The organism is Xylophilus sp. GOD-11R, from assembly GCF_033546935.1.
Lineage (GTDB): Bacteria > Pseudomonadota > Gammaproteobacteria > Burkholderiales > Burkholderiaceae_C > Xylophilus.
In genome coordinates this window covers 3,373,190-3,398,871 of sequence record NZ_CP137854.1, presented here as the reverse complement: position 1 = coordinate 3,398,871, position 25,682 = coordinate 3,373,190, and the positions used below count along the sequence as shown (strand labels likewise).

The 25,682-nt window shown below is 67.8% G+C and carries 22 protein-coding genes and 1 pseudogene; 7 read left to right on the top strand and 16 right to left on the bottom strand.

The window, feature by feature from the left end; genetic code table 11:
• The first annotated feature begins 176 nt into the window (after nucleotides 1–176).
• Nucleotides 177–1,346 carry an MFS transporter gene (locus tag R9X41_RS15745; protein WP_318631385.1) on the top strand — a complete coding sequence of 390 codons (1,170 nt, stop codon included), beginning with the start codon at nucleotides 177–179 and terminating at the stop codon, nucleotides 1,344–1,346.
• Between the two features lie 136 nt (nucleotides 1,347–1,482).
• Nucleotides 1,483–1,980: pseudogene (locus tag R9X41_RS15740) on the top strand (hypothetical protein); the annotation flags it as partial.
• Nucleotides 1,981–2,105: 125 nt separating this feature from the next.
• Here R9X41_RS15740 and R9X41_RS15735 read toward each other — a convergent pair.
• A complete protein-coding gene (locus R9X41_RS15735; RefSeq protein WP_318631384.1) occupies nucleotides 2,106–2,978 on the bottom strand; it encodes an SDR family oxidoreductase in 873 nt (290 codons plus the stop codon).
• A 249-nt stretch (nucleotides 2,979–3,227) separates the two neighbouring features.
• On the opposite strand from R9X41_RS15735, the gene R9X41_RS15730 reads away from it, so the two are divergent.
• Entirely contained in the window at nucleotides 3,228–5,060 is a 1,833-nt protein-coding gene (locus R9X41_RS15730) for a glycoside hydrolase family 15 protein (RefSeq protein ID WP_318631383.1), read from the top strand.
• Nucleotides 5,061–5,067: 7 nt separating this feature from the next.
• Here R9X41_RS15730 and R9X41_RS15725 read toward each other — a convergent pair whose 3' ends face one another.
• Nucleotides 5,068–5,667 (bottom strand): CHAP domain-containing protein, encoded by a 600-nt coding sequence (locus tag R9X41_RS15725; protein WP_318631382.1) that lies wholly within the window; start codon nucleotides 5,665–5,667, stop codon nucleotides 5,068–5,070.
• A gap of 133 nt (nucleotides 5,668–5,800) precedes the next feature.
• Between R9X41_RS15725 and R9X41_RS15720 the strand changes: the two genes are divergently transcribed.
• Both R9X41_RS15720 and R9X41_RS15715 read left to right on the top strand, forming a co-directional pair.
• Nucleotides 5,801–6,496, top strand: coding sequence for a response regulator (locus R9X41_RS15720; protein ID WP_318631381.1), 696 nt, complete (start codon nucleotides 5,801–5,803; stop codon nucleotides 6,494–6,496).
• Nucleotides 6,493–8,421: a sensor histidine kinase gene (locus R9X41_RS15715; RefSeq protein WP_318631380.1), complete on the top strand. Its 1,929-nt coding sequence runs from the start codon at nucleotides 6,493–6,495 to the stop codon at nucleotides 8,419–8,421. The genes R9X41_RS15720 and R9X41_RS15715 overlap by 4 nt, the downstream gene beginning before the upstream one ends.
• 825 nt (nucleotides 8,422–9,246) lie before the next feature.
• Here R9X41_RS15715 and R9X41_RS15710 read toward each other — a convergent pair.
• A complete protein-coding gene (locus R9X41_RS15710; protein ID WP_318630940.1) occupies nucleotides 9,247–10,227 on the bottom strand; it encodes an IS110 family RNA-guided transposase in 981 nt (326 codons plus the stop codon).
• Nucleotides 10,228–10,876: 649 nt separating this feature from the next.
• On the opposite strand from R9X41_RS15710, the gene R9X41_RS15705 reads away from it, so the two are divergent.
• Together R9X41_RS15705 and R9X41_RS15700 are read left to right on the top strand one after the other, a co-directional pair.
• On the top strand, nucleotides 10,877–11,293 hold the full coding sequence (locus R9X41_RS15705) for a hypothetical protein (RefSeq protein ID WP_318631379.1): 417 nt from the start codon (nucleotides 10,877–10,879) through the stop codon (nucleotides 11,291–11,293).
• Nucleotides 11,262–14,030, top strand: a complete 2,769-nt coding sequence (locus R9X41_RS15700; protein WP_318631378.1) for an NHL domain-containing protein — start codon at nucleotides 11,262–11,264, stop codon at nucleotides 14,028–14,030. Before R9X41_RS15705 ends, R9X41_RS15700 begins: the two co-directional genes overlap by 32 nt.
• A gap of 24 nt (nucleotides 14,031–14,054) precedes the next feature.
• Here the strand turns inward: R9X41_RS15700 and R9X41_RS15695 are convergent, their stop codons facing one another.
• The 13 genes from R9X41_RS15695 to R9X41_RS15635 form a co-directional block, all read right to left on the bottom strand.
• On the bottom strand, nucleotides 14,055–15,056 hold the full coding sequence (locus R9X41_RS15695; RefSeq protein ID WP_318631377.1) for an ABC transporter substrate-binding protein: 1,002 nt from the start codon (nucleotides 15,054–15,056) through the stop codon (nucleotides 14,055–14,057).
• A 50-nt stretch (nucleotides 15,057–15,106) separates the two neighbouring features.
• Nucleotides 15,107–15,976 (bottom strand): ABC transporter permease, encoded by an 870-nt coding sequence (locus tag R9X41_RS15690; protein ID WP_318631376.1) that lies wholly within the window; start codon nucleotides 15,974–15,976, stop codon nucleotides 15,107–15,109.
• Nucleotides 15,973–16,809: an ABC transporter ATP-binding protein gene (locus R9X41_RS15685; RefSeq protein ID WP_318631375.1), complete on the bottom strand. Its 837-nt coding sequence runs from the start codon at nucleotides 16,807–16,809 to the stop codon at nucleotides 15,973–15,975. The genes R9X41_RS15690 and R9X41_RS15685 overlap by 4 nt, the downstream gene beginning before the upstream one ends.
• Before the next feature lies 1 nt (nucleotide 16,810).
• Nucleotides 16,811–17,698 (bottom strand): TauD/TfdA dioxygenase family protein, encoded by an 888-nt coding sequence (locus R9X41_RS15680; RefSeq protein ID WP_318631374.1) that lies wholly within the window; start codon nucleotides 17,696–17,698, stop codon nucleotides 16,811–16,813.
• A 111-nt stretch (nucleotides 17,699–17,809) separates the two neighbouring features.
• On the bottom strand, nucleotides 17,810–19,225 hold the full coding sequence (locus R9X41_RS15675; protein ID WP_318631373.1) for an amidase: 1,416 nt from the start codon (nucleotides 19,223–19,225) through the stop codon (nucleotides 17,810–17,812).
• Nucleotides 19,222–19,836, bottom strand: coding sequence for a nitrile hydratase subunit beta (gene nthB / locus R9X41_RS15670; RefSeq protein WP_318631372.1), 615 nt, complete (start codon nucleotides 19,834–19,836; stop codon nucleotides 19,222–19,224). Before nthB ends, R9X41_RS15675 begins: the two co-directional genes overlap by 4 nt.
• 14 nt (nucleotides 19,837–19,850) lie before the next feature.
• Nucleotides 19,851–20,450 (bottom strand): nitrile hydratase subunit alpha, encoded by a 600-nt coding sequence (locus tag R9X41_RS15665; protein WP_318631371.1) that lies wholly within the window; start codon nucleotides 20,448–20,450, stop codon nucleotides 19,851–19,853.
• A 39-nt stretch (nucleotides 20,451–20,489) separates the two neighbouring features.
• Nucleotides 20,490–21,539 carry an ABC transporter substrate-binding protein gene (locus R9X41_RS15660; RefSeq protein ID WP_318631370.1) on the bottom strand — a complete coding sequence of 350 codons (1,050 nt, stop codon included), beginning with the start codon at nucleotides 21,537–21,539 and terminating at the stop codon, nucleotides 20,490–20,492.
• A 6-nt stretch (nucleotides 21,540–21,545) separates the two neighbouring features.
• Entirely contained in the window at nucleotides 21,546–22,337 is a 792-nt protein-coding gene (locus R9X41_RS15655; RefSeq protein ID WP_318631369.1) for an ABC transporter ATP-binding protein, read from the bottom strand.
• 38 nt (nucleotides 22,338–22,375) lie between these two features.
• Nucleotides 22,376–23,140, bottom strand: a complete 765-nt coding sequence (locus R9X41_RS15650) for an ABC transporter permease (protein WP_318631368.1) — start codon at nucleotides 23,138–23,140, stop codon at nucleotides 22,376–22,378.
• Nucleotides 23,141–23,170: 30 nt separating this feature from the next.
• Nucleotides 23,171–23,914, bottom strand: coding sequence for a TrmB family transcriptional regulator (locus R9X41_RS15645; protein WP_318631367.1), 744 nt, complete (start codon nucleotides 23,912–23,914; stop codon nucleotides 23,171–23,173).
• Nucleotides 23,915–24,574: 660 nt separating this feature from the next.
• Nucleotides 24,575–25,102, bottom strand: coding sequence for a DUF3304 domain-containing protein (locus R9X41_RS15640; RefSeq protein ID WP_318631366.1), 528 nt, complete (start codon nucleotides 25,100–25,102; stop codon nucleotides 24,575–24,577).
• Complete coding sequence (locus R9X41_RS15635; RefSeq protein WP_318631365.1) at nucleotides 25,099–25,578, bottom strand: hypothetical protein; 480 nt, start codon at nucleotides 25,576–25,578, stop codon at nucleotides 25,099–25,101. The genes R9X41_RS15640 and R9X41_RS15635 overlap by 4 nt, the downstream gene beginning before the upstream one ends.
• Between the last annotated feature and the right edge of the window lie 104 nt (nucleotides 25,579–25,682).

Here is a 25,682-nt window from a genome sequence, read left to right as displayed (position 1 = left end):
TACCAATTTTGGGGCGTTGTAGGAGCGTCTGAGCGAGCAAAGCAAGAAATCGGCCACATTTTTTCACTAATCCGGTAAAGTGGCCTGACCATGACGCAGTTGCCGGTGCCCGACTTGTTTCGCCTGATTTCCGCGCTGCCGTCGGTGGCGCAGCGCGATTGCCGGTGCCGGTCCGCATGAGGACATCGGCCCATCCGGAGGCCGACCGCCGCTCGGCGATGGCCGCCCTGGCCATGACCGCCGGCGCGCCGGGCGACGCGCTGCTGTACCTGCTGCTGCCGCTGTACGCCTCGGATTTCGGGCTGACCCTGCCGGAGGTCGGGCTGCTGCTGGCGGCCAACCGGCTGGTACGCATCGCGGGGTACGGCTGGGTCGCCCGGTTCTATGCCGAGCGGGGCGATCGGCCCACGCTCACCGGGGCGCTGGTCGCGGCGTCGGCGTGTTGCCTGGTCTACGGTACCTTGTCGGGCATGTGGCTGCTCATCGGCGCGCGGCTGGTGTGGGGGCTGTGTTTCGGTGCGTTCAATTTGTCCACGCAGGCCTTGGCCGTGGAAGAGCCGCTCGGCGCGGCGCGGCGGGCGGGCATCTCGCGCGCGTTGACCGCGCTCGGGCCGATGGTGGCGCTGCCGCTGGGAGCCTGGGTCACGCTGATGGCCGGCCCGCGCGCCATCTTCTTCGTGGCGGCGATCGGCGCACTATGCGGCCTGCTCGCATCGCGCGCCATTCCGGTGCAGGCGCGGCGGTTCGCACTGCCGCCGATCCGCCGCTTCACCCTGCCGACCGGCCTGGACGCCTGGGCCTTCGTCGAAGGCATGGTGCTCGACGGCGTGTTCCTCATCGGCCTCACCTACCTGGCCCGGGCCTCCGGCCTGGAGTCGCCGCTGCTGGCCGCCGCGCTGCTGATGTCGGCCCGCTACGTGACCGAGATCGTGCTCAGTCCGGCCGGCGGCCATGCCGCCACCCGCTGGGGCGCCGAACGCATGCTGCTGGTGCTGAGCCTGTGCACGGCCCTGGGGCTGGTGGCCTTCGGCGCCGGCTGGCTGGTGAGTGGTGCGCTCGCCATCCTGTCGCTGCGCGCGCTGCAGCTGCCGCTGCTGCCGGTGATCGTCGGCCAGCGTTTCCCCGGCCCCGACCGGGTGCAGGCGCTGGTGGCGCGCTCGCTCTGGCGCGACATCGGCGCAGGAGCCGGCCCGCTGGTGGCGGGACTGCTGCTGCCGATCTGGCCGGCGCTGACGATCTATTGTTTCGCCGCGGGGCTGATGGCGGTGGCCACCGTCATGGCGGTGATGCCGGTGCGCCCCGCCGAGGCCGAGCGGCAGCCGGGAACGCCGGGCCGACCCGGCTGATCGGCCTGGGCAGCGGCGCCCGACGTCGTCGAACCGGGATGGAGCGATCACGAGGCGCCGTCGCACAAGACGGGCCGCCGAGCCGCGTTACGCTGGCCGCCCCCTTTACCCACGAACTTGTCTTCAAAGGCTCCGTGTGAAATTGATGATGCGTCTGTTCTCCCTGATGCACGGCCTGATGGCCCTGCTGTTCGCCTGCGCCTCCCTGGTGCTGGTCATCATCGCCGGCCATGTCGGCTGGACCGCGGTGTCGGCCGGCTGGGACGAGTCGGCTGCGCAGACCATCATCGAAGCCATCGGCCTGCTCGCCGCGGCGGTCGTGGCGCTGCAGATGGCCGAGACCATCGTGGAAGAGGAAGTCATCCGCGAGGCCGACATCAGTGCGCCCACCCGGGTGCGGCGTTACCTGTCACGGTTCTTCGTGGTGGTGATCGTCGCGCTGGCGGTGGAAGGCCTCGTGGCCACTTTCCAGGCACTGCACGAGGACGCCGCCCAGCTGCCCTATGCGGCTTCCCTGCTGGGCGCTACCGCGCTGCTGCTCGGCGCGTGGGGCGCGTTCGTGTACCTCAACCGCGCGGCCGAGGAACTGGAGCCCGAAGCGATGGCCGATGCAAAGGAGGAGGACGACGAGGTGACGGAAAAGGAGGGGGACGGCCACAGCGGACAGCAACCTCCGAACGTGGATCGGGAAGGCAGTGGCCGCGGGGGCGGTCGGCCGCATCCGTCGGATGCAAGCGGACCCTGAGGCTCACCCAGCTTTCAGATCATCGGCACCCCACCCGTCACCGCGATCGTCGCGCCGGAAATGAACGAAGCCTCGCCCGAGGCCAGCATCACGTAGGCGGGAGCCACTTCGACCGGTTGGCCGGGCCGCTCCAGCGGCACCTGCTTGCCGAAGTTGGTCACCTCTTCCTGTTCCATCGTGGCGGGGATCAGCGGTGTCCAGATCGGGCCCGGGGCCACGCAGTTCACGCGGATGCCCTGGGACGCGAGCGATTGCGACAGTCCGCCGGTGAGGTTCTGCAGCGCTCCCTTGGTGGCGGCGTAGGCCACCAGGTGCGGGCTGGGTTTGTCGGAGTTCACCGATACCGTGTTGATGATCGACGAGCCCGGCGGCAAATGGGGCACCGCGGCCTTGCACAGAAAGAACGTGGCGTAGACGTTGGTGCGGAAGATGCGGTCGAACTCCTCGCTCGGCACGTCGACGATGCTCTGGCGCGTCATCTGGTAGGCCGCGTTGTTCACCAGGATGTCGATGCCGCCGAGCTCGTCGATCGTGGTCCTGACCAGCGACTGGCAGTGCGCCTCCTCGCGGATATCGCCAGCGATGGCGATGCACTTGCGGCCGGCGTCGCGCACCAGCGCGGCCGTGGAGGCGGCGTCCTCGGTTTCGTCGAGATAGCTGATCACCACGTCGGCGCCTTCGCGGGCGAAGGCGATGGCGACCGCCCGGCCGATGCCGGAGTCGCCGCCGGTGATCAGCGCCTTGCGTCCGGCCAGGCGGCCCGAGCCGCGGTAGCTGGTCTCGCCACAGTCGGAAGGCGGATCCATGGCGGCCTGTCTGCCGGGCACCGGTTGTTTTTTCTGGGGAAACGGTGGCTTGGCGCCGGCTTCGCGCGGGTCGATGAGCATGGAGATTTCCTCGAATGAATGGATGACGCCGCATGCTGAAAGACCGGTGAGTCCCCGCTTATCGGCGCGATGCCGACGATCCGCGTAGGACGCCTGCACGCGCAGGCGGCCGGACTTTTGCGGCCGGACGCTGTTGTCGTCGGACTACGGCGGTGCATGCCCTCGCCCCACGCCCGCGTACCGGGCTTTGCGCCAAACATCGACGCATGTCGCCTATACGGGCGCCCGCTTTTTTTGGAACCCAAGCAGATGAACGACCGTGCCCTGGTGAATTCCGAAGCATTCCTCCGACCCGTCGTACGCACCGACGGATACCTGCCGCTGGAGCGCTACGGCGTGCTGGGCGACGGCCGCGCCATCGCGTTGTCGGGCGCGGACGGATCGATCGACTGGTGGTGCGTGCCCAATCTCGACTCGCCACCGCTCTTCAACCGCCTGCTCGACCCGGAGGACGGCGGCTTCTTTCAGTTGCTGCCGCGTGGCGAGTTCAGCGCCGAACAGCGTTATCGAGAAGACAGCAACGTCCTGGAGACCTTGTTCACCACGTCGCGCGGCCGGGCACGGATGACCGAGTCGCTCAACAGCGGCACCGCCGGGCGGCTGCCCTGGGCCGAACTCGCCCGCCGTGTCGAAGGCCTCGAAGGCGAGGTCGAGTTCGATCTGCAACTGCTCTTCGGGCGCCGGGCCAACGCGGTCAGTCCGTATCAATCGAAGATCGGCACGCACGCCACCTTCCATGTCGACCGTGTGCTGGGCGTGTTCGTGCACAGCGACGGCGTGCGGGTGGAGCGGTCCGACGAGGGCGTGCAGGGCGGCTTCGCGGTGCGCGCGGGCGGCCGCGAGGTGGTCGGCATCGTCGCCGGGGAGGACGAGCCGCTGGTGGTGCCGAGCGTGCAGGACATCGACGACCGTATCGAGGTTTCCGACCAGGAGTGGAAGACCTGGGCATCGCGCCTGAGCCACGGCACCGAGTGGCGCCCGGCGTTTCTGCGCAGCGCGCTGGCGCTCAAGCTGCTGCTGTATTCGCCCACCGGTGCGATCGCGGCGGCCGGCACCACGTCGCTGCCCGAAGGCGTGGGCGGCGCCAAGAACTACGACTACCGTTTCGCCTGGGTGCGCGACGCGGGCTACACGGTCAAGGCCTTTCTGGCGGCAGGTGCGCAAGCCGAAGCCAAGGCCGCCTTCACCTGGCTGCTCAAGCGGCTGGAAGAGCATGGCCCGCTGGTGTGCTTCACGCTCGCAGGCGGTCGGGTGCAGACGGCCCACCCGGTGGACGTGCCCGGCTACCGCCGGTCGCAACCGGTGCAGATCGGCAACGACGCCGCCACGCAGCGGCAGCATGGCGTGTTCGGCGACATCTTCGAGACGGCGGCGCGTTTCGTGAATTGCGGCAACATCCTGGATTCGTCCAGCGCGCATCTGCTGTCGCGGCTGGCCGACCAGTGCGCCGACAGCTGGCGGCAGAAGGATTCGGGCATCTGGGAGCTGCCGGAGCCGCAGCACTACACCAACTCCAAGATCAGCTGCTGGCAGGCGCTGGCCCGGGCGGTGGAACTGGCCGACGGCGGCCAGCTGCCCACCACCTGCCGCGACCGCTGGTGCCGCGAGCGCGACCGCATCGAACGCTGGATCGAAGAAAACTGCTGGTCCCCGGCGCTGCAGTCCTATCTGGCGTATCCGGGCTCGGACCAGATCGACGCCGCCCTGGCGATGGCGGTGCGTTTCGGCTACCCCGGCCGGGAGCGCCTGGGCAAGACGCTGGACGCGATCGATCGCCAGCTGGGAAGCGGCGCGTTTCACTACCGCTACAGCGGCGTGCACGTGGAAGAGGGCTGTTTTCTGGCGTGCACCTTCTGGATGGTGGAGGCCCGCGTGCTGCTGGGCCAGCGTACCCGGGGCGAGCACGCCCTGCGCCACGCGCTGGCCGGGCTCGACCACGGTGTCGGTGTCTTCACCGAGATGATCGATCCGCACGACGGCGCCTTCGCCGGCAACCTGCCGCAGGGCCTGTCGCACCTGGCGTTGATCATGGCCCTGGACGCCCTGGGCAACGAGGACTGTGGCGACGACCGGCCCTGCTGAATCGCGCTCAGCTCCGCATGCCGAGAAAGCGTGCGTAGATCGTCTTGGGCTGGCGGCGGAAAGCCTCGCCCGCGTTCACCTCGATCGCGTCGTGCGGTGGCTCCATGAAGTTGACCGCCGAGCAATGCGCGATCTGCGCAGCCTGGCCGTCGGCGCCCACCTCGGTCACCAGGCCGATGTGGCCGTAGCTCTCGCCGCTGCCGGCCTTGGGGTAGACCACCAGGCAGCCGACGGTCGCCCGCGGGATGGCCTGGAACTGCCGGCCGGCGCCCTGGGCGTCCTGCCAGATGCTGTCGGTGTTGATCCACACGTCGCCGCTGGCGCCGGAGGCCTTGCGGGAGATGCCCATGGCCCAGCAGACGTAGCCGGAGCAGTCGCAGGCCGGCACCACCAGGCCCGGGTCGGTCACGTCGAGGCCGGCGGCTTCGGCCAGGGGCCGCAGCGTGGCCTGCTGGTCGGGCGGCAGACGCGGCCATTCGCGGCCCACCGCCAGCGGCTCGGCAGGCGAGGCGGCTGCCGGGTCGCGGCCGCCGGCGCCGGCCCAGTAGAGGGTGCCTTTTCCGGTCACGGACAAGGCTCGTCGCAAGGTTTCGTCGATGGTCGTCATGTGCGCTCCGGGTGGAAGCTGCGCACGATACGCCGCTTCCGGCAGTGGCGCGCAGGCGACCCATAGCGTCTTGACGGTATTGGATGCTCGCGTGAGTCGATGTCAAAATGAGCCGTCATCCCCCTGCGGAGAAATGATGCCGACCACGGTGCTGATCGTCGAAGACGAGCCGGAATTCATGCGCCGATTCTCCAACGCGGTGCTCAACGATTCCTCGCTCAGCCTGCTCGGTGCCGTCAACACCGGCCAGGCCGGCCTGAGCATGCTCGACCTGCAGCCGCCCGACGTGCTGCTGGTCGACCTGGGCCTGCCCGACATGAACGGCGTGACCCTCATCGAGCACGTTGCGCGCCACCATCCTGGGTGCGACGTGCTGGTGGTGACCATGTTTGCCGACGACAACCATGTGGTGTCGTCGATCGAGGCGGGCGCCAGCGGCTATTTGCTGAAGGATGCGTCGGCCGAACGCATCGTGACCAGCATTCACGAGCTGCGCCTGGGCGGCGCGCCGATCAGCCCGGGCATCGCCCGCCGGGTGCTGGAGCGGTTTCGAACCCGGGCGCGGGCCGAAGCGCAGGAGGTGACCGCCGGGAGCGACACCGTATCGGACGCCGGCCCGGACACCCGGGGCGAGGGCTCGCCCCTTACGCCGCGCGAGGGCGAGTTGCTGCGCATGATCGCCAAGGGCTTCACCTTCGAGACCATCGGCACCTTGCTCGACATCTCGCCGCACACGGTGGTCGCCCACGTCAAGAAGATCTACCGCAAGCTCGCCGTGCATTCGCGCAGCGAGGCGGTGTACGAAGCCGGGCAGCTGGGCCTGCTGTGACACTCGCTTTCGCCCGAACGCGGCTGCTGCGCCTGCTCGCCATGGTCGCGCTGTGCCTGGGGGCGGCCGGTGCCTGGAGCGCGCCTTTCGAGTTCCGACAGATGCAGCGCACCCAGTCGGCCGAGCTGCTGCCGCCGGGCGACGCCGGCGGCGACGCGGCCTGGGTCACCGTGACCCTGCCCGAGGCGCTGGAGCAGGACGGCGCGCCCGGCGCGCAACGCACCTGGTACCGCGGCGAATTCGAAGGGCCGGACCACGTCGACCCCCGTGTGCAGTGGGCGCTCTGCCTGCCCTTTCTCTACGAAGGCGGCGAGATCTGGGTCAACGGCGCGCTGGCCGGCAGCGTGCCGGAGAGCACGCCCGAGCTGCGGGTGCGCTGGGAGCGGCCCCACCTGGTCACGCTGCCGGCCGGATTGCTGCGGCCGGGGGTGAACCAGGTGGCGATACGCACCGGCGCGGTGCCGCCGGGCGCGATCCACCATTTTCCCCGGGTGCTGGTGGGGCTGGAGGCCGAGATCCGCCCCCGGGCCGATCGCCGCACCTTCTGGGTTCGCAGCCTGCCGCAGGTCACCATCGTGGTCTGCTGGCTCATGGCGGGTTTCGTGCTGTTCATCTACTGGCGGCGCCGCACCGAAAAGCTCTACGGCCTGCTCGGCCTGGCCTGCGCCCTGTGGGGCGTGCGCACCCTGACCTTCGTCATCGAGCGAATGCCGGCCGACAGCTGGTTTCTGTGGCGTATCACCTACCTCGGGGCGACCGGCGGCTTCATCGTGGTGATGGCGATGTTCGCGATGCGTTTCGCCGGGCTGGACAAGCCCTGGGCCGAGCGGGCCTTGCTGGTGTATTGGATCGCCGGCCCGCTGTGGTTGCTGTGGGCGGGGCCTAACGGCGAGGCGGCGGTCAACCGTGTGTGGTCGGCCGGGCTGATTCCGATCGGCATCGGCATCCTGCTGCTGGCCGGCTGGGCGGTGTGGCGCCAGCGCACAGTGGCCGCGGTGATCATGCCGACCACGCTGGCGGTGGCGGTGCTGACCGGCATGCACGACTACCTGGTCGCCTGGGACAACGGCGCGCTGTCGCATTTCTTGCCGGGCTGGTGGGTGGGGCAGCGCATCTTTCTGCTGCATTTCGGTGCCGACCTGGTGCTGTTCGGGCTCGGCGGGCTGCTCACGGCGCGGTTTCTGGATGCGCTTTCGGGCATGGAGCGGGCCAACACCAGCCTGGCCGATCTCAACGAGACGCTCGAGGACCGGGTGGCGCAGCGCGAGCGGTTTCTGGCCGAGAACTACGAGCGCATGGCCGAGCTGCAACGCAGCAACGCGGCGGCGCAGGAGCGTGAACTCATCATGCGGGAGATCCACGACGGGCTGGGGTCGCGCCTGTTCACCTCGCTGCTGCGGGTGGAGCGGGGGGACATGACGCACGGGCAGATCGCGCAGATGCTGCGCGACTGCATCGCCGACATGCGGCTGGCGCTGGAGGTGCTGGCGCCGGGGGATGACTTTCAGTCGGCGCTGGGCAATTTTCTGTTTCGCTGGCAGTCGCTGATGCAGGACGCGCAGGTGACGCCGGGGTGGTCTGTCGATCTGCCGGAGCCGGCGTTTCGGCTGTCGCGGCAGTCGGCACTGCAGTTGCTGCGGATCGCGCAGGAGGCGCTGACCAATGTGCTCAAGCATGCCAAGGCGCGCAATGTGCGGGTGGATCTGCGGCAGAGCGGGGACAGTCTGGAGTTGGAGGTTTCCGACGACGGGCAGGGGAGCAATGCGGTTCGGCACCGGGCGGGGCGGGGGATCGGGAATATGCAGGCGCGGGCTCGGCAGCTGGGGGGGGAGTTGGATGTGCGATCCGGCGCCGGGGGCACGCGGGTGGTGCTGAGGATTCCGCTTTCTCGGATTCCTTCGGGGGTGGAGCCTTTGTTGGCTTGAGTCCTTGCCTTTGCCTTTGCCTTTGCCTTTGCCTTTGCCTTTGCCTTTGCCTTTGCCTTTGCCTTTGCCTTTGCCTGGGGGCTTGCACTTTGCTAGGTCAGCTTGTCTTTTTTCTTTTCTTCTCTCTTCCGAGGGTGGAGCTGGGGGCTTGCGCGCCCCCAGACCCGCGGTAACTTTCTTTTGTTGGGACAAAAGAAAGTCACCAAAGAAAAACCCTTGAAGACGAGCTCGAAGCTCGGTCGGGCCATTGCTTCGCTCGGCCTGGGGAATGTGCCTTCGAACGCTCTAGCGGCAACAGTTTGGACAAGGGTCGATCCAGAGCCATGGCCCCGCTTCGCGGGTCGAGGCTGAGAGGGTAAGGACAGTTCACCGCACTGAGCACGGTAAGGGGGCCGCGCTGGTTCAATCGCCATGCTCGCTGCGCGCCGGGGTGTGGCCGGAGCGATCAGCCGCGTCGATTCGCCCCGCTCGTCGATTTGGTCAGTGCGCCCGGTTCTCAGCCGGTCAGCGGTCATGTCATATGACCATTCGACGCGCCAGTGCAATCTCGGCCGTGCAAGCAGCGCGCGTGGCCATCGGAGCAGCGCGGCCCCGTCGCTGTGCTCAGTGCGGTCACCTGTTCTTACCCTCTCAGCCCCGACCCTGCGAAGCAGGGGCAGAGGCACTGGATCGACCCTTGTCCAAACTGTTGCCGCTAGAGCGTTCGAAGGCACATTCCCCAGGCCGAGCGAAGCTATGGCCCGACCGAGCCTCGAGCTCGTCTTCAAGGCAACTTTCTTTGGTGACTTTCTTTTTTGCCAGAAAAGAAAGACACCGTGTTGATCGTCAAGCCCTGGCCGAGCAAGCCAGGCTCGGATCGAACGGTTTTCCCGATCGAAGTACGCCAAAAGCGATCGCCAGCAACTTATGCATGCACGCCACCAAAACGACCTTGTTGGGTTTGTTCTGCGCCTTCAGACGTTGGCTGAAGGCCTTGATCACCGGGTTGAAGCGGCTGGCCGTCATGGCCGGGAAGTACAGCGCCTTCTTCAGTTCTCGATGCCCCTGCGCATGCGTGCCGTGATGCTTGTTGAGCGATGTGCCCGACTGCCTGATCAACGGCGAGACACTCGCATACGCCGCCAGCGCCTTGGCCGACTTGAACCGTTCGGGACGTCCGATGTAGGCCAGCAATTGCGCCACCGTCCGCTCTCCAATGCCCGGAATGCTCTGCAGCAGGCCGTCACGCCTTTGAAGATCGGGATCGTCGTCGATGGTCCGGCGGATCCTGCGCTGGACTTCCTCGATCGATTTCGTGAGCACTTCGATCATCTCCTGCAGCGAAGCCTGCACCGCACCGTGCGCCACGTCCAGGCGATTGAGCTCGCTCTGGCGCATCTGCTGCAGCGTGTCCAGTCGCGCCACGAGTGCCTGCAACTCCCGCACCGCCTTGCTCGGCGCCTCCCACGCCTCAGGCCGCGTCATCCGGCAGAACCTCGCCAGGCTCCTGGCGTCCGCACTGTCGGTCTTGTTGCGCGTGCCCTCCACCTCGATGAAGCGCTTGACCTTCATCGGGTTGGCTACCGAGACCAGAACACCCCGGTCATGAAGCGCGAGCGCGAGCAGCTCGTGGTACGTGCCGGTGGCCTCCATGCAGACATGCACCTGCGAGATGCCGCCCGCAACGTGTGCGGCCAACCAGTCGAGCAAGGCCGCACAACCGCCCGCCGTGTTGGCAAAAACCTTCGTCCTGTACTTGCCCTGTTCATTGAGCAATGCCGCATCGAGCTTGGCCTTGCTGACATCCACGCCCACTTGAGAGTTCATCGCCGTGACTCCGCAAAAACGCACGCTATCCGACTCTCCCAACCTGATACGCGGGGTCAGCCAGCGGCCCGCGCGGGCCGCTGGCGCCCCAAGACACCGTTCGAGCTACGACGTCGAATCCGTCACCGTGCACCAGTCTTTCTTGCAGGATCTGATCCCAAGTTACCGCACAGGGTCACCGCAACGGGCCTCCTTCGCGCGAAGGGAAGCTGGCCCACAAGGTATCAGTTACCGCGGGTCTGGGGGCGCGCAAGCCCCCAGCTCCACCCTCGGAAGAGAGAAGAAAAGAAAAAAGACAAGCTGACCTAGCAAAGAGCAAGCCCCCAGCTCCACCCTCTGCATAGAGAAGAAAAAAGAAAACGAGCGGCCAGCCCGGCAAAGAGCAAGCCCCCAGCTAGCCCCCCGACCAATAGAAGAAAGCGATGAACCCAAGCCGGTCCAGCAAGACCAACAACCCGGAAGTCCATCCCGCAAACACGCGACCCTCTCACGCCATCGCGGCATTTCCACCATAGCTCGACCTACCTAAAGTTCCGCCACTCCTTCACAGAAGGGCTCCACCAAGAGAGGCGGGTCATGAGGCAGCAAGACGGCTCCAGCAACACGACAGACCAAAGCGCAAGAAAAGCCAGCGCAGGGCAGTACTGACATGCCCGTCCACCCGTCAGACATCGACAACAGCTGGCTAGGCCTGATCGCCTGGCTCTACCTCCTCACCAACGCCACCCGGCTCGTCACCTACCTCCCGCAGATCATCGTGGTCTGGCGCTGTACCGACGGCGCCCGCTCCGTCTCGGTTCTGACCTGGGGCTCCTGGGTCCTGGCTCAGGCCACCAGCACGCTCTACGGCCTGCTGGTGCTTCACGACCTGCCCTTCGTGCTGATCTCGTTGATCAACCTGGTCGGCTGCGGCTGCGTCACCGTGATCGCCATGCGCCGCCGCATGCAATGGAAGCGCCTGCGCCAGCGCATGCAGGCCGGCGTGCCCGATCTGACCGGCCTGCGGGCCGACCGGTTTTCATCAAGGAGTGGCAATGACGAATTTCGCCAGGCTGACCTTTCCTGAACGCCGCGCCATCGGCCGGTGGCAAGGGCTGGTTATCGCTCTCTCACGCTGGCTTCCACCACCGCACGCCTGCCGCACATTGGCCGCCGCGCTCTGCATGGCGCTGGCCTCCTGCGGCGGCAGCAACGATCCGGCCGCCGGTGGCGACACCCCGCCGCCGGTCGTGGCCCCGGGCGGCGGCGGCAGCCCGGGCGAGGTGGACGTGGCCCCCGCCATCACCACCCAGCCCGCCGGCACCACCGTGGTCGAAGGCCAGGTCGCCGCCTTCAGCGTGACGGCGACCGGCACCGCGCCACTGAGCTACCAGTGGCAGCGCAACGGCAGCGCCATCGCCGGCGCGACCGCCGCCACCTACACCCTCGCCGCCGCCGCATCGACCGACAGCGGTGCCATCTTCCGCGCGGTGGTGAGCAACGCCGCCGGCAACGCCACCAGTGACAACGCCACGCTCACCGTGACACCGGCCGCCACGCCGCCGGTGCTGTCGCTGAGCGCGCAGCCGAGCAGCCAGAGCGCATCGGCCGGCACGACCGCCAGCTTCACCGTGGCGGGCGGCTGCAGCGCGCGCAACTTCACCGTGCAATGGCAGCGCGGCAGCGGCGGGGTGTTCGCCGACATCGCCGGGGCCACCGCCACCACCTACAGCATGGCGCCGGCGAGCAGCGACAACGGCGCGCAGTTCCGGGCGCAGGTGTCGTGTGGCGGGCTGTCGGCCACGACCAGTGCGGTCGCTACCCTGAGCGTGACGGCGGCGGTAGCCGCCACGCTGGCGCGCGTGCCGGTCAGCGGCGTGCGCGACCAGGCCATCGTCGACCAGCCCAACGGCATCGTGCGCGAGGCTTCTGGCAGCTACGCATTCGTCGCCGGCTCCACGGTGCGCCGGCTGTCGGCCGACCTGTCGACCATCACGCTGGTGGCGGGGGCGGTCAATGATTTGGCCACCATCGACGGAGTGGGCACGGCGGCACGCTTCAACGCGCCGAGCAGCATCGCCGCCGATGCGTCGGGCAATCTGTTCGTGACCGAACCGACCGCCCGCGTGGTGCGCCGGATCGCGCCGGACGGCACCGTCACCACCATCGCCGGCACGCCCTATGCGGCCGCCGGCCGCGCCGATGGCATCGGCGGCGCGGCGAGCTTCAACCTGCCGATCGCGCTCGCGGCCGGGCCGGACGGCGATCTCTACGTGGCCGACACCGGCAACTACGCGATTCGCCGCGTCACGCCCGCGGGCGTGGTCACCACCTATGCCGGCAACCCGGCCGCCGGCTTCGGCTACCAGGACGGGCCGGCCGCCAGTGCGCGCTTCCACGTGGTGTATGGCGTTGCGGTGGCGGGCGACAACACGGTGTATGTCGCCGATACCGGTAACCGCTATCTGCGGCGCATCACCCGCGTGGGCAATGCGGCCGGCGTGGTGCAGACAGTGGCCGGCGGCGGCCCGAGCAATGCCAATGTCACCGTCGACGGCCCGGCCGGCGCGGGCACGTTCCTCAACCTGCGCGGCATGACGGTGGACGGCAACACGCTTTATGCCCGCGACCTCGACGCCTTCAGCGGCCTGATCCGCGCCGTCGATCTCACCACCGGCACGGTGCGCACCCTGGCCGGCAGCCGCGGCGCGCCGCCGACGCCATCACCCACCGCGCTGATCGACGGGCCGCCCGGCACCGGCTTCATCGGCGGATCCGAAACCGGCGGCGTGGCCGCCATCGGCGACGGCCGCGTGGTCTTCACCGACTTCAACAACGGCGCGCTGCGGGTGGCGGCAGCCGACGGCTACCTCACCACCATCGCCCACGAGGCCTGGTTCAACACCTCCCATCCGGACGGCAACGGCGTGCTGGCGCAGCTGCCGCCACGCCTGGTCAACCTGAGCCAGATCGGCGCCTCGCCCGACGGCAGCCTGGTGCTGGCCGAGCAGACCACGGTGCGCCGCCTGGCCGCCGACGGCCGCATCACGCCGCTGATCGGGCTGCCCGGCGCGGTCAACAACCTCGACGGGCGCGACAACATCGCGCAGGTGGCCGCCGGCGGCCAGGCGGTGACGGTGGCCGCCGACGGCACCATCTACTTCGCCGACCTCCACGACGTGCGGCGGCTCGACCCGGCGACACGCACGGTGGCCAGCCTCGCCGGCTCCAAGTCGGTCAGCGGCACGGCCAACGGTGCGGCGGCAGCGGCGCGTTTCCAGGGGGTGCAGAGCCTGGCGGTGGGGCCGGGCGGGGCGGTGTTCGTGGCCGATCAATTCAATTCGGCGATCCGGCGCATCGACCCGGCCGGCAACGTGAGCACCTTCGCCGGCGAGCTGGGGTCGCTCGGCGCCGAAGACGGTCCGCGCGGCACCGCCCGTCTGTCGCTGCCGGCATCGATCGCCTTCACGCCGGACGGGACCCTGTGGGTCATCGACGATGCGCAGCCGTACGCGACGGTGCGCCGCGTGGCGCCCGACGGCAGCGTGAGCACGCTGGCGACCAGCGGCACCTTTCTCAACCGGGGCAGCACCCGGATCGTGATCGACCCGGCGGGCAACATCTTTCTGACGACCAGCGAAGGCATCTTCGGCCTCGCGCCCGATACCGGCGTGCTGACCCAGTTGATCCCGACGGTGCAGACCGGCATCGTCTACGGCAACGATCCCAAGCTGGTGCCCGGCATCCGCTCGGCCGTGGCGACCGGGGTGAAGCAACTGGTGATGATCAACGACGACCAGCTGGTGCGCGCCACGCTGCCCTGACCCGCGCGGGCCTTGCCCCCGCGCTCAGCTGCCCGGCTGGGCGTAGGCCTCTTCGAAGAAGTAGTCCTTCCACGAACCGGCCTTGGTCTTGAGCACGCCGAGCTTGTTCAGCTCGTCGGCATAGACGAAGGTGCGGTGCGGCGAGGCGGTGAAGTCGTTCTCCGGATCCTCGACGATGCGGCGCACGAATTCCGGCGAGAGCTTGGACTTCTGCACCCGGATGAAGGTCTGCGCCGCGCCGGCCTTGTCGCGGCGCACGTAGTCGGCGGCTTCCAGCAGCGCTGCGTAGAAGGCCTTGTAGGTCTTGGGGTTCTCGTCGTGGAACTTCTGCGTGGTGTAGAGCACGTTGAAGGTGGCCGGGCCGCCCAGGATGTCGTAGCTGCTGATGATCTTGTGCACCGCCTTGTTGGCGTCGATCGCCTGGTAGTAGAAGGGCGCGCTCGAGAAGTGCGTGTTGATTTCCGAGCCGCCGGAGATGAGTGCGGCGGTGGCGTCCGGGTGCGGCAGGCTGACCGAGATATTGTCGAACTTCTTGAACTCGTCCTTGCCGAAGACCTTGGCGGTTTCGATCTGCAGGGTGCGCGACTGGAAACCGGTGCCGGCGGCGGGCACGGCGATACGGTCCTTGTCGCTCAGGTCCTTGATGTTCTGCACCTTGGGGTTGTTGGTGATCAGGTAGTTGGGCAGCGATCCCAGCGCCGCGATGGCCTTCACGTTCTGCCGGCCCCTGGTACGGTCCCACAGCGTGAGCATCGGCGGCACGCCGGCAGATACCACGTCGAGCGAGTTGGCCAGCAGCGCCTCGTTCATGGCGGTGGCACCGGAGATCTGGTTCCAGTCCACCTTCACGTCCACGCCCAGCGCCTTGCCATGTTTCTCGATGAGCTTCTGGTCCTGCACCACGTCGAGCAGCAGGTAGCCGATGCCGAACTGCTGGGCGATGCGGATCTGGCCCTCTGCGTGGGCGGCCAGGGTGCCGCCGGCGAGGGCGGTGGCGACGACGAACGATGCGATACGCGATGTCATGGAAAGGTAGCGGGTCGGAAGTGGATGGATGGAATCGAAGACATGCCGGCTCACTGCAGGGTGCCCCAGCGCCGGACGGTGAGTTTTTCGAGGGTGCCGAAGACGATCAGGTCCACCGCCAGGCCGATCGCGATGACCACCGCCAGGCCGGCGAAAACCTTGTCGGTGTAGAGCTCGTTGCGGTTCTGGAAGATGTACCAGCCGAGGCCCCCCTTGCCGGACGACGCACCGAACACCAACTCGGCCGCGATCAGCGTGCGCCAGGCGAAAGCCCAGCCGATCTTCAGACCCGACAGGATCGACGGCAGCGCGGCCGGCACCAGCAGGCGCAGCACATAACGCACACCGCCCAGGCCGTAGTTGCGGCCGGCCATGCGCAGCGTGGCGGGTACCGACTGGAAGCCGGTGAGCGTGGCCAGGGCCAGCGGCCACAGCACCGAATGCACCAGCACGAAGACCAGGCTCGCCTGGCCCAGGCCGAACCACAGCAGCGCCAGCGGCAACAGGGCGATGGGCGGCAGCGGGTTGAGCATGGAAGTGAGGGTGAACAGCAGGTCGCGGCCCCAGCGGGTGGCCACCGCCACGCTGGTCAGCACGAAGGCGCAGGCCACGCCGGCCGCATAGCCCTTGAGCAGCAGCGCCAGCGAGATGCCCGCCTTGGCCGGCAACTCGCCGGTGCGAAAGCCGTCGATCAGCGCCAGCAGCGTCTGGCCGAAGGTCGGCAGCATCAGGTCGTTGGCCTGCAGGCGGGCGATGATTTCCCAGCCGGCCAGAAAAGCGGCGACCACCACCGCGCGGCGCACGCCGTCGTGACTCCAGAAGCGCTGCCAGGCCGAGCGGGTCGGTGCGGCGATCTCGGCGGGTACGTCGACCAGGGCGTATTCGACATCCGGCCGGGGCAGTACGGCGATCGACGTCATGCGTGCTCCCGATGCGGTTTTTCGAAGAGCAGGCCGTGGATGCGCTGCGTGGCGGCGCGGAAGTCGGCACCGGCCACGTCGTCGGTGCCGAAGCGCGAGGCGTCGATCTCGGCGCGCAGCCGGCCCGGATGCGGCGACAGCACCGCGATGCGGCTGCCCAGCAGCAGGGCCTCGTCGATGGCGTGGGTGACGAAGACGAGCGTGAAGCGGAACTCGGCCCACAGCTCCAGCAACTCCTGCTGCATGCGCTGGCGGGTGAGGGCGTCGAGCGCGGCGAAGGGCTCGTCCATCAGCAGCACACGCGGCTGCAGCGCCAGGGCGCGGGCGATGGCCACCCGCTGCTTCATGCCGCCGGAGAGCTGGTGTGGGTAGGCGTCGGCGAAGCGCGCCAGTCCCACCTTGTCGACATAAGCCGCGGCACGTTCGGCGGCCTCGCGGCGCTTGACGCCGGTGGCGCGCAAGGGAAACGCGACGTTCTGGGCGACGGTGAGCCAGGGCGGCAGCTGGTCGAATTCCTGGAAGACCATGGCACGGTCCGGCCCCGGGCGTTGCACCGGGCGGCCGGCGAGTTCGATCGTGCCTTCGCTGGTCGGGATGAAACCGCCGATGGCCTTGAGCAGCGAGGACTTGCCGCAACCCGAGGCGCCGAGCAGGATGAATCGGTCGCCGTCGTGCACGTCGAGGCTGACGCGGTGCACCGCGCGCACCGAGCGGTCGGCGAGCGGGTAGTCGATGCTGACCCGGTCGATGCGCAGCAGCGGTGTGGCCGGCAGCGGGGCGATGGGTGGCGTGCGGGGCGTTTGGGACGCCGCGAGGTGAAGAGCGGATTGCATGTCAGAAGGGCAGGTCGCCCTCGACGGTGGTGCGGTTGAGCCGGCGGCGCAGGTGGTCCGGCGTGCCGGCCGCCAGATGCATCACCGAGCGGTTGTCCCAGAACACCAGGTCGTGCGGCTGCCACCGGTGGCGGTAGACGAAGCGGTCCTGCACGCTGTGCGCGAACAGCTCGGCGAGCAGCGCGCGGCTCTCGTCCTCGGGCAGGCCGACGATGCGGGTGGTGAAGTGTTCGCTGACGAAAAGCGCCTTGCGACCGGTTTCCGGATGGGTGCGCACGACGGGATGCACGGCGGGGATCACCTCCGCGAGCTGGGCTTCGGTGAGCTTGGGCCGCCAGGGGCTGCGCTGGCGCAGTTCCTCGTAGCGGGCCAGGTAGCTGTGCTCGGCCTGCAGGCCGCCGACGGCGTTTTTCAGCGCTTCGGGCAGCTCGTCCCAGGCCGCGTGCTGATTGGCGAAGAGGGTGTCGCCGCCTTCGGAGGGCAGTTCCTGCGCATGCAGCAGCGAGCCGAGGCTGGGAACGGCCTTGTACGACAGGTCCGAATGCCAGAAGTAACCGGCGTCGCCTAGCCCGATGGGTTTGCCATCGTCGTTCTTGATGTTGGAGACGATCAGGATCTCGGGGTGGCCGGCGAGCTGGAAGTCCTTCAGCACGTGGATCTGCAGCGGGCCGAAACGGCGGCTGAAGGCCACGTGCTCGGCCGGCGTGATGCGCTGGTCGCGGAAGACCAGCACATGGTGATCGAGATGAGCGCGGTGGATGCGCGCGAAATCGGCGTCGGAAAGCGGCCGGGAGAGGTCCAGGCCGACGACTTCCGCGCCCAGCGAATCGTGCAGGGGGCGGATGTCGAACGTCGAGGTGGAGGAAGCGGAATCGAGAACGGCGGACATGGCGGCTCGCAGTGAAGCAATCCCGCCATTACAGATGGCCGCCTGTCACGCAGAAACGAAGGTTTGCGTGTTTCCTTAGTCGTCGCGCAAATAAGGACGCCGTTCGGTCGCTCAGATCTCCGGGTAATGCCGCGCGTCGGCGGTCGCCCGCTCCAGCGATTCCGCCAGCCGCAGCGCCACGTGTTCCTGATAGCCGGCGCAGCAGATCTGCAGCGACAGCGGCAAGCCGCTCTCGTCGTAGCCGCTGGGCAGCGCCACGCCGCACAGGCCGAACAGGTTGGCGAAACGGGTCAGCACGCTGGCGTTGGTGCGGCGGCCGATGCTCGCCAGCGGCACCGCCGGCACCTGGGTGGTGGGCAGCACGAAGGCGTCGAAGCCGACCATGCGGCGGTGGTAGTCGACCGATTGCGCGGCGACCGTCTCGCGGTGGCGCAGGTAATCGGCCGCCGGCATGTCGCCGCCAAGCACGCGCTGGCGCACCGTGCGGTCCATGAGGCTGGCTGGATCGAGCGCGACAGCGCCGTGCAGGGCAAAGGCCTCGGCGGCCATCGGCGTCGGGTCGCCAAAGCGGTGGACCGGCTGTTCCAGCACCACCGGCTCCACCGTGGCGCCGAGCGCGCGCAGGCGGTCCAGGCAGTCGTCGTAGGCCGCCAGCATCGACGGCGCAATGCCCTGGCGGTCGGTGTCGCAGAGGGCGGCCAGGCGCAGGTCCGACAGATCGTCGAGCGGGCCGGACACCGGCAACGCCGGTGGACGCGCCCAGGTGCGCGGGTCGAGCGCGTCGTGGCCCTGCAGCACTTGGTAGACCAGGGCGGCGTCGGGCACCGAGCGGGCCAGCACGCCGGGGGTGTCGAGCGAAGGGCTGAGCGGCACCACGCCATGGCCGCTGATGCGGCCGAAGCTGGTCTTGAGGCCGACCACGCCGTTGAAGGCCGCCGGAATGCGCACCGAGCCGCCGGTGTCGGTGCCGATGGCGGCGACCGCCAGACGGCCCGCGACCGCCACGCCGCTGCCGCTGCTGGAGCCGCCTGGGGTGTGCGGCTCGTCGAGCCGCCAGGGGTTGAGCGGTGCGCCCAGATGCTCGTTGTCGCCCCAGGAGCCGAAGGCGAATTCGGCGGTGTGGACCTTGCCCAGGATCACCGCGCCGGCTTCCCTCAACCGCCGCGCCAGCGTGGCGGTGATGGTGGACGGCCGGCCGCGCCGGGTGGCGGAGCCGGCGGTGGTGTCGTGGCCTTCGAGCTCGATCAGGTCCTTGATGGCCACCGGCAGGCCTTCGAGCGCGCGAGGCGTGCCGGCGCGCCAGCGGGCGTCGCTTTCGGCGGCCTGGGCGCGGGCCTGTTCGACCAGCACCAGCACGTAGGCGTGCAGCCGCCCATCGAGCCGGGCGATGCGCGCCAGGTAGGCGTCGGTCACCTGCGAGGGCGTGAAGGCGCCCTTGCCGAAGCCCTGCAGCAGGGCGTGGGCGTCGGGCAGGCAGAGCGATTCGTCGGCCGCCGCGGGGAGTGAGGCCGGGAGTGCGGCCGTCATGCCAGCTTTTCCAGGTAGCCGTGGAACACGCCCACGTGCACCTCGGCCGGCTCGGCCGCGTCGGGCCACAGTTCGGTGGCGTCGAAGCAGACGTCGAAGGTGCACTGGCGCTCGCTCGCCAGGCCGTGCGCCGCCGCGTCCGGGTAGGGGTAAGCCGGCGACTGGCCGACGATGCGGCCGGTCTTGCCCCGGATGTAGGCGGGCATGCGCACGTGGCCGCCGACCAGGTCGGTCTTCACCCGCACCCGGTCGCCGATGGCCAGTGCCGGCAGCTCGGCCGGCGCGGTGCGGCCGGGCCGCGCGGGCAGGGCCAGCGGCACATGCTCGCCGGCGGCCGCATCGAGTTCGGCGGCGGTGAAGATGCCTTTCTCGACGCAGAGCGTGACCACGGCGGTGTAGACCCGCTCGTAGTAGCTGGCCGCCATGTAGTGGCGCGGGTCCATGCGCTCGATGGCGTGCCGGTACTCGTCCATGTTGTAGACGTGCTGGCCGACCAGCCGGCCGGTGATCGCGTTGATCTTCTTTTCCCAGTACTCGTGGAACGCCTCGTGGTTCTCGTGCGAGACCTTGCCGAAGCCCTGGCGTCCGCCCAGGTCGTGTATGCCGTCCATGGGTGCGCGGTCCTTCAGTTGGTGCCGCTGGCGGCGTAAGGCGCTTCGAGGCGCGAGACGCCGATCAGCGCGTCCTGCGTGACGAGTGCGGCGAGCTGTTCCTGCGACCAGCCCTCGGTGTGCGGCGGGCGCACCGGCAGCACCATGTAGCGGGTGTCGGCGGTGGTGTCCCAGATGCGGATGTCGACCTCGGCCGGCAGCAGCAGACCGAGTTCACCGAGCACGGTGCGGGCCTCGCGCACGATGCGGGCGCGGTAGTCCAGGTCCTTGTACCAGCCCGGCGCCATGCCGATGATGGTGAAGGCGGTGCAGGAGCACAGCGTGCAGCAGATCACGTTGTGCAGCGCGGGCGTGTTCTCCAGCACCACCAGGCTGCCGTGGTGTTCAGGCATGGCGAAGCCCATCTCGGCGGCGGCGGCCTTGCCGTCGGCCAGCAGCCGGGCCTTGAAGTCGGGTTCGGTCCAGGCGCGGGCGGCCAGGCGGCCGCCGTTCATCGGCAGCCATTTCTCGTCGAGAAAATGTTCGTAGTCCGCGATGGTGGTGGGCGCGAGCAGGCCGCGCGCCTCCACCAGCGATTCGACGGCGTCCACGCGCGTCGGCATGTGTCGGGTCATGGGAGGGTCTCCGATGGATGGGGCGATCTATTTATGGAATCAGGCGGATTTGAGCTTGACCGTGGCGGGGTCGAAACCGCCTGCCTTGGTGTCCTGGTCGGCCTTGGCCGAGATCTCGGTGTTGACCAGCTTGGCCACTTCCGGCACCTTGGGCAGCAGCTTCTCGCCGAAGCCCCATTGGCCCATCTTCTCCATGCTGGCGATGCCTTCGGGCTTGATGGTGCAGGACACGTCGGCGATCTTCCTGGCCGACCATTGCGGATCGAAGCCGCTGGCCTTCTCGATCACGTTCTCGGGAATGCTCTTGGCCGGCTCCAGCGAGCGGAACCAGGCGTTGGCCTGGGTGTGGTTCTGGCTGGCCCAGAACAGGGCCTCGTTGTGCGCCTTGAGGAAGCGGCGCAGCACTTCGGGCTTTTCCTTGATGAAGCGGGTGTGCGCCTGCAGCACCATGGCGGGCGAGGTGTTCTCGGCCACGGGCGACGCCAGGCCGGCGTCTTCGAACAGGGCCAGCCATGGGTCCCACATGAAGAAGGCGTCGATGCGCTGGGCACGCACCGCATCGGTGAGTTCGGGCGTGTTGATGTTGACGAAGTTCACGTCGCGGCCCACGGTGAGCCCGGCCTTGCGCACCGCTTCCTGGGCGTTGAGATAGGCGGTGATGCCGAAGGTGCCGTAGATCTGCTTGCCCTTCAGTTCGGCCACGCTCTTGATGCCCGATTTCTTGGTGACCATGATTCCCGAGCGAAAGCTCGACTGGTGTGCCACCGGCACGATGGGCGCGCCCGCGGCCATCATCGTCACGGAGCTGAAGTCCGACACGGTTCCCATGTCGGTGGAGCCCGAGGCGATGGCCTCGCTCACCGCCGGGCTGTTCATCAGCAGGGGCTGTTCGAGCTTGATGCCGTTGCGCTCGGCGATGTCGGTGTTCTTCAGCACATGCATCGTCTGCGCCGAGACGATGACGGTGTTGCTCCATCCGAAGCGGACGGTGTCCATGGACTGGGCGGAGCGCACCAGGGCGGGCGCGATGCCCGACATCAGCACGCCAGCGATACCCAGCTGGTTGAAATTGCGACGGTTGATCGACATGATTTTTTAGACCTCTTCGGCTTTTTGCCATTCGGGCTTCAGGGTTTCCCAAAGCGAATTGACGGTTGAAACAAACCAGTCCCCTGCTCGTACTTCCGCCGTTCTGGGACGGCCTAATTCGACTCTCACTTCTTCGCGCACCCGGCCCGGGCGCGGGCTCATGACGATCACGCGGTCGGCGAGGAACACGGCCTCGTCGATGCCGTGGGTCACGAAGATCACGGTCTTGCCGGTGTCCGACGACAGCCGGGCGATCTCTTCCTGCAGCAGCACGCGGGTCTGCGCGTCGAGCGCGCCGAAGGGCTCGTCCATCAGCAGCACTTCGGGGTCGGGTGCGAGCGCCCGGGCGATGGCCGCGCGCTGCTTCATGCCGCCGGAGACCTCGTGCGGGAACCGGTTTTCGAAGCCACTCAGCTGCACCTTGGCGAGCAGTTCGCGGGCACGCTCGCCGCGCTCCTGGCGGCCCACGCCCTTGGCCTTCATGCCGAACTCCACGTTCTGCTGCAGCGTCATCCAGCCGAACAGCGCGTAGTCCTGGAAGACCACGGTGCGCGACGGATCCGGGCCGGTGATTTCACGGCCGTTCTGCAGCAGCACGCCGGAACTCGGCTTCTGGAAGCCGGCCAGGATGTTGAGCAGGGTCGACTTGCCGCAGCCCGAGGGGCCGAGCAGCGAGATGAATTCGCCCTTCATCACCTTGAGCGACACGTCGTTCAGGGCGGTGACGGTGGAGCCGTCGCGCGGCGAATGGAAAACCTTGGAGATGTTGGAGAGTTCGAGGTGAACGGCGTTGCTCATGGATGTGTTTCCTGCGGGATGGGGTCGGTGCGGTGCGTTCAGGCGCGTTCGGACGGCGCCCAGGCGAGCACCCGGCGTTCGATGCGTTCGAGCAGGTTGGACATGAGGAAGCCGACGAGGCCGATGGTCGCCATGCCGGCCACGACGTTCTGGATCTGAAACACCATGCGCGACTGCTGGATGAGGTAGCCCAGGCCGGTCTGCGCGGCGATGAGTTCGGCGGTCACCACGCACATCCAGCCGATGCCCAGCGCCAGGCGCAGGCTGGGCATGACGATGGGCAGCGAGGCCGGGATCAGCACGTCGCGCAGCATCAGCCAGCGGCCGGCGCCCAGGCACAGGGCGGCGTTGAGCTGGTTGCGGTCGAGCGAGCGCACGGCGGTGTAGGCGCCGAAGAACAGCGGGAACACGCAGCCGAGAAACACCAGGAAGTAGGCCGAGGCATCGCCCAGGCCGAACCACAGGATGGAGATCGGCACCCAGGCCAGCGGCGGGATCGGCCGCAGTGCTTCGATGACGGGCCGCACGAAGTCCGACACCTGGCGCACCGAGCCGCACAGGAAGCCGAGCGACAAGCCGACCACCATGGCCAGGCAGTAGCCGACGGCCACGCGCAGCAGGCTGGCGCCGAGGTTGGTCATGAGGGTGCCGTCCTGCAGCATCACCCACAGGGCTTCGAGCACGCCCCAGGGCGAAGGCAGCATGAAGGAGTTGATGAAGCCCAGCACGCTCAGCAGCTGCCAGAGCGCAAAGAAAGCCACCAGACCACTGGCGTTGCGCAAGACGACGGGATTGAATTTCATGGCGATTTTTTGGGTGGGGAGTCGGTCGAATCAGTCGATGTAGGGTGTGGGTTCACTCTGCAGCCAGAGGCTTTCGTACATGGCGCGCATCATCTGGGCGTACTCCTCGCTTTCGATGATCAGTCCGTAGCATTCCTTGGCCGAGGACATCAGTGCCACGCGCGAGCCGTAGATGACGAAGGTCATCGACAGCTCGATGGCCGCCGGCGCATAGCGCAGTTCGCGCAGCTCGGCGTGGCTCGATTGCCAGATGTGCGCACGGTCGTGGCTGCGCGATCGCACCACCCGCATGAACTTGCCGCGGCGCACCCGTTCGGCCATGTATTCGTCGACCACCGGCAGGCCGGGCACCTCCATCAGCTCGGCCATGGAGAACACCGCGCGCAGCTCGCCCGCGTCGCCGGAGATGGACTCCCAGTACGCGGTGCGCACGCCTTCCTCGCCTTCGTAGAAGCGGATGTTGGGCTTGCCCTGGGCGCGGTAGTAGTGCGCTCGCAGCTGGGGCAACACCTCGGTCAGCATCTGCTTGCGCGCCTCGACGTGCTCCAACAGCACGCCGGGCTCGTTGGCACGTACCCGGCGCAGGCCTTCGCCGTTGGATTCGGCGACCAGGCCTTCGTGTTCCAGGCGGTCGAGTGCACCGTAGACCGTGGCCTTGGGCAGGCCGGTGCGCTCGATGATCTTGGAGACCGGCACATCGCCGAGTTCGATCGCCGCGCGGTAGACCTTGTAGAGGTTGCCGACAATGCCGAGGCGGGCTAGTGCGCTTTCCATGCTGCCTGCTGCTTTTGTTTTGGTGGGTTGGTCGGAAAAAGCCGACCGCTCGAAAAACTGGAATTCATGGGTGAATCGGGGGCAATGGCACTAAAAAGGGGCTTGAAACGTGAAAAAGTCGGGTTGTGCCGACTGGTTAGCAGGATGCATGCCTGCTTTGGTCGTGTGGTGCCGACCGACTCGCCTCGAAGGCGGCTGCGGGTTGAAGGCACCGGAAAGGGATCGCGGGCGGGGGGGCGGCTCGCGTCCCGCGCGACCAACCCGTCAGGTCCACTCGATTTCGCTGCGCGCCATCTGCTCCGGCACGCGCCCGCATCACAACGGCGGCCGGCGTCGCCTGCGGGGCCGCCCAGCACCGAAGGGCTTCGGCGCTGGCGATGGGTGTTCATGTGATGCCCGCAGGGCGCGTCGCGGGCGTGAGTCGGCGCCACGACGCGGCCGACCTCATCGGACCCGGATGGTTACGGCCTGCCCATCCATAAGCCCCGGCAACGGGGAATCGGTTACTCGGGCGAGGGCACCGTCAGTGCATGGCGGCGCGACTCTGGCGCCGCGCCGACCTGGTCAGGAGAGCTGTTACTTGCGCACGAAAAGCGCGCCGGTCTTCTTGAAACCGATCCCCGTGCACTCCTTTTCGTCGCACTCCAGTTCCCTGCAGTTTTAGTTGGGCTCGCGGGGTGGCACGGTGGCGGTCGGCGGGATGGCGTGGCCAGGGTTGAGAACTCCCACTTGCGATACCAACACGCGTACCTCGTCGTTGGCAAAGAAATGCACGTAGAGATTGCCAATGGCGGTGTAAGGCAAGATCGCCGTGGTCTTCTCGATCCAGTTGTCTTCACCCTTGACGGGACGATTCCAGCGAACCCTAACCTTCATGCCCGGCGTCCAGGTCAGGGGCACCTGATAGCCCGCCAGCACCAGGCCGCAGTTGCCGCTGCCGCCCCAGATCATTCGCCGACTGAACTGGCCGTACACCGGCTCCTGCACGGAGAAGCTGTAGATGTAGCCAGCCCCGTGGCCGTAGCAGCTGATGCTGACGGGGAAGGTCGGGACTTCCTCAGATCTGCGCTTGGCTTCCCTTGCTCGCAGTCTCTGCTGCTGTGCCGACTCCTCGGGCGTCAACACCCTCGGCGGCGCGCCGCACGCAGCCAGCACAACGATGACCGGTAGGCAGACAAGCCACTTCATGGCTTCTTGCCCTCGAATACCGCGCGCTCCAACAGGTACCCGCCTGGTTCACGCCGCCTGTCGGTGATCACCCTCACGACGTTCTCGGAAAAACCCTCCGGGATCGTGCTGGCGTCTTCGTCGGTCTGCAGCGGGAACAGGCGGGCCGCGCGTTCCTGCTCACCCGGATCGAAGACCGAAATTTTTTCAAAGACTTTCTGTTCCTGCTCTCGGTCCCATCGGGTTTGGGCATCTACGCCAAGCTGTCGTCTTCGAAGCAGCCGCCATTCGATCGCGTCACTCAGCACGGGGTCGTGCCTGTTGGCCGCTTCGTAGTTCTCATACACACACTGCAGACACGGCGGCAGGCTCTGCGGCCCATTGGAGCAGGCCTGCGCCACGATCTCGTGGGTGATCGTGCCACCCGTGTCGGCAGGAATGGTTTTAGCGGTAGGACGGGACGGGAAGATCGAGATGGTCTCTGCGGTGACAGTCATTGGAAGCAGGATGAAAACGTCAGTGAGCGTGCGCGGAAGCACCCGACTGGTCGATGAATACCGGCTGGGTTATCCGGCTGGCACGGGAGTGAATGGCGATAACG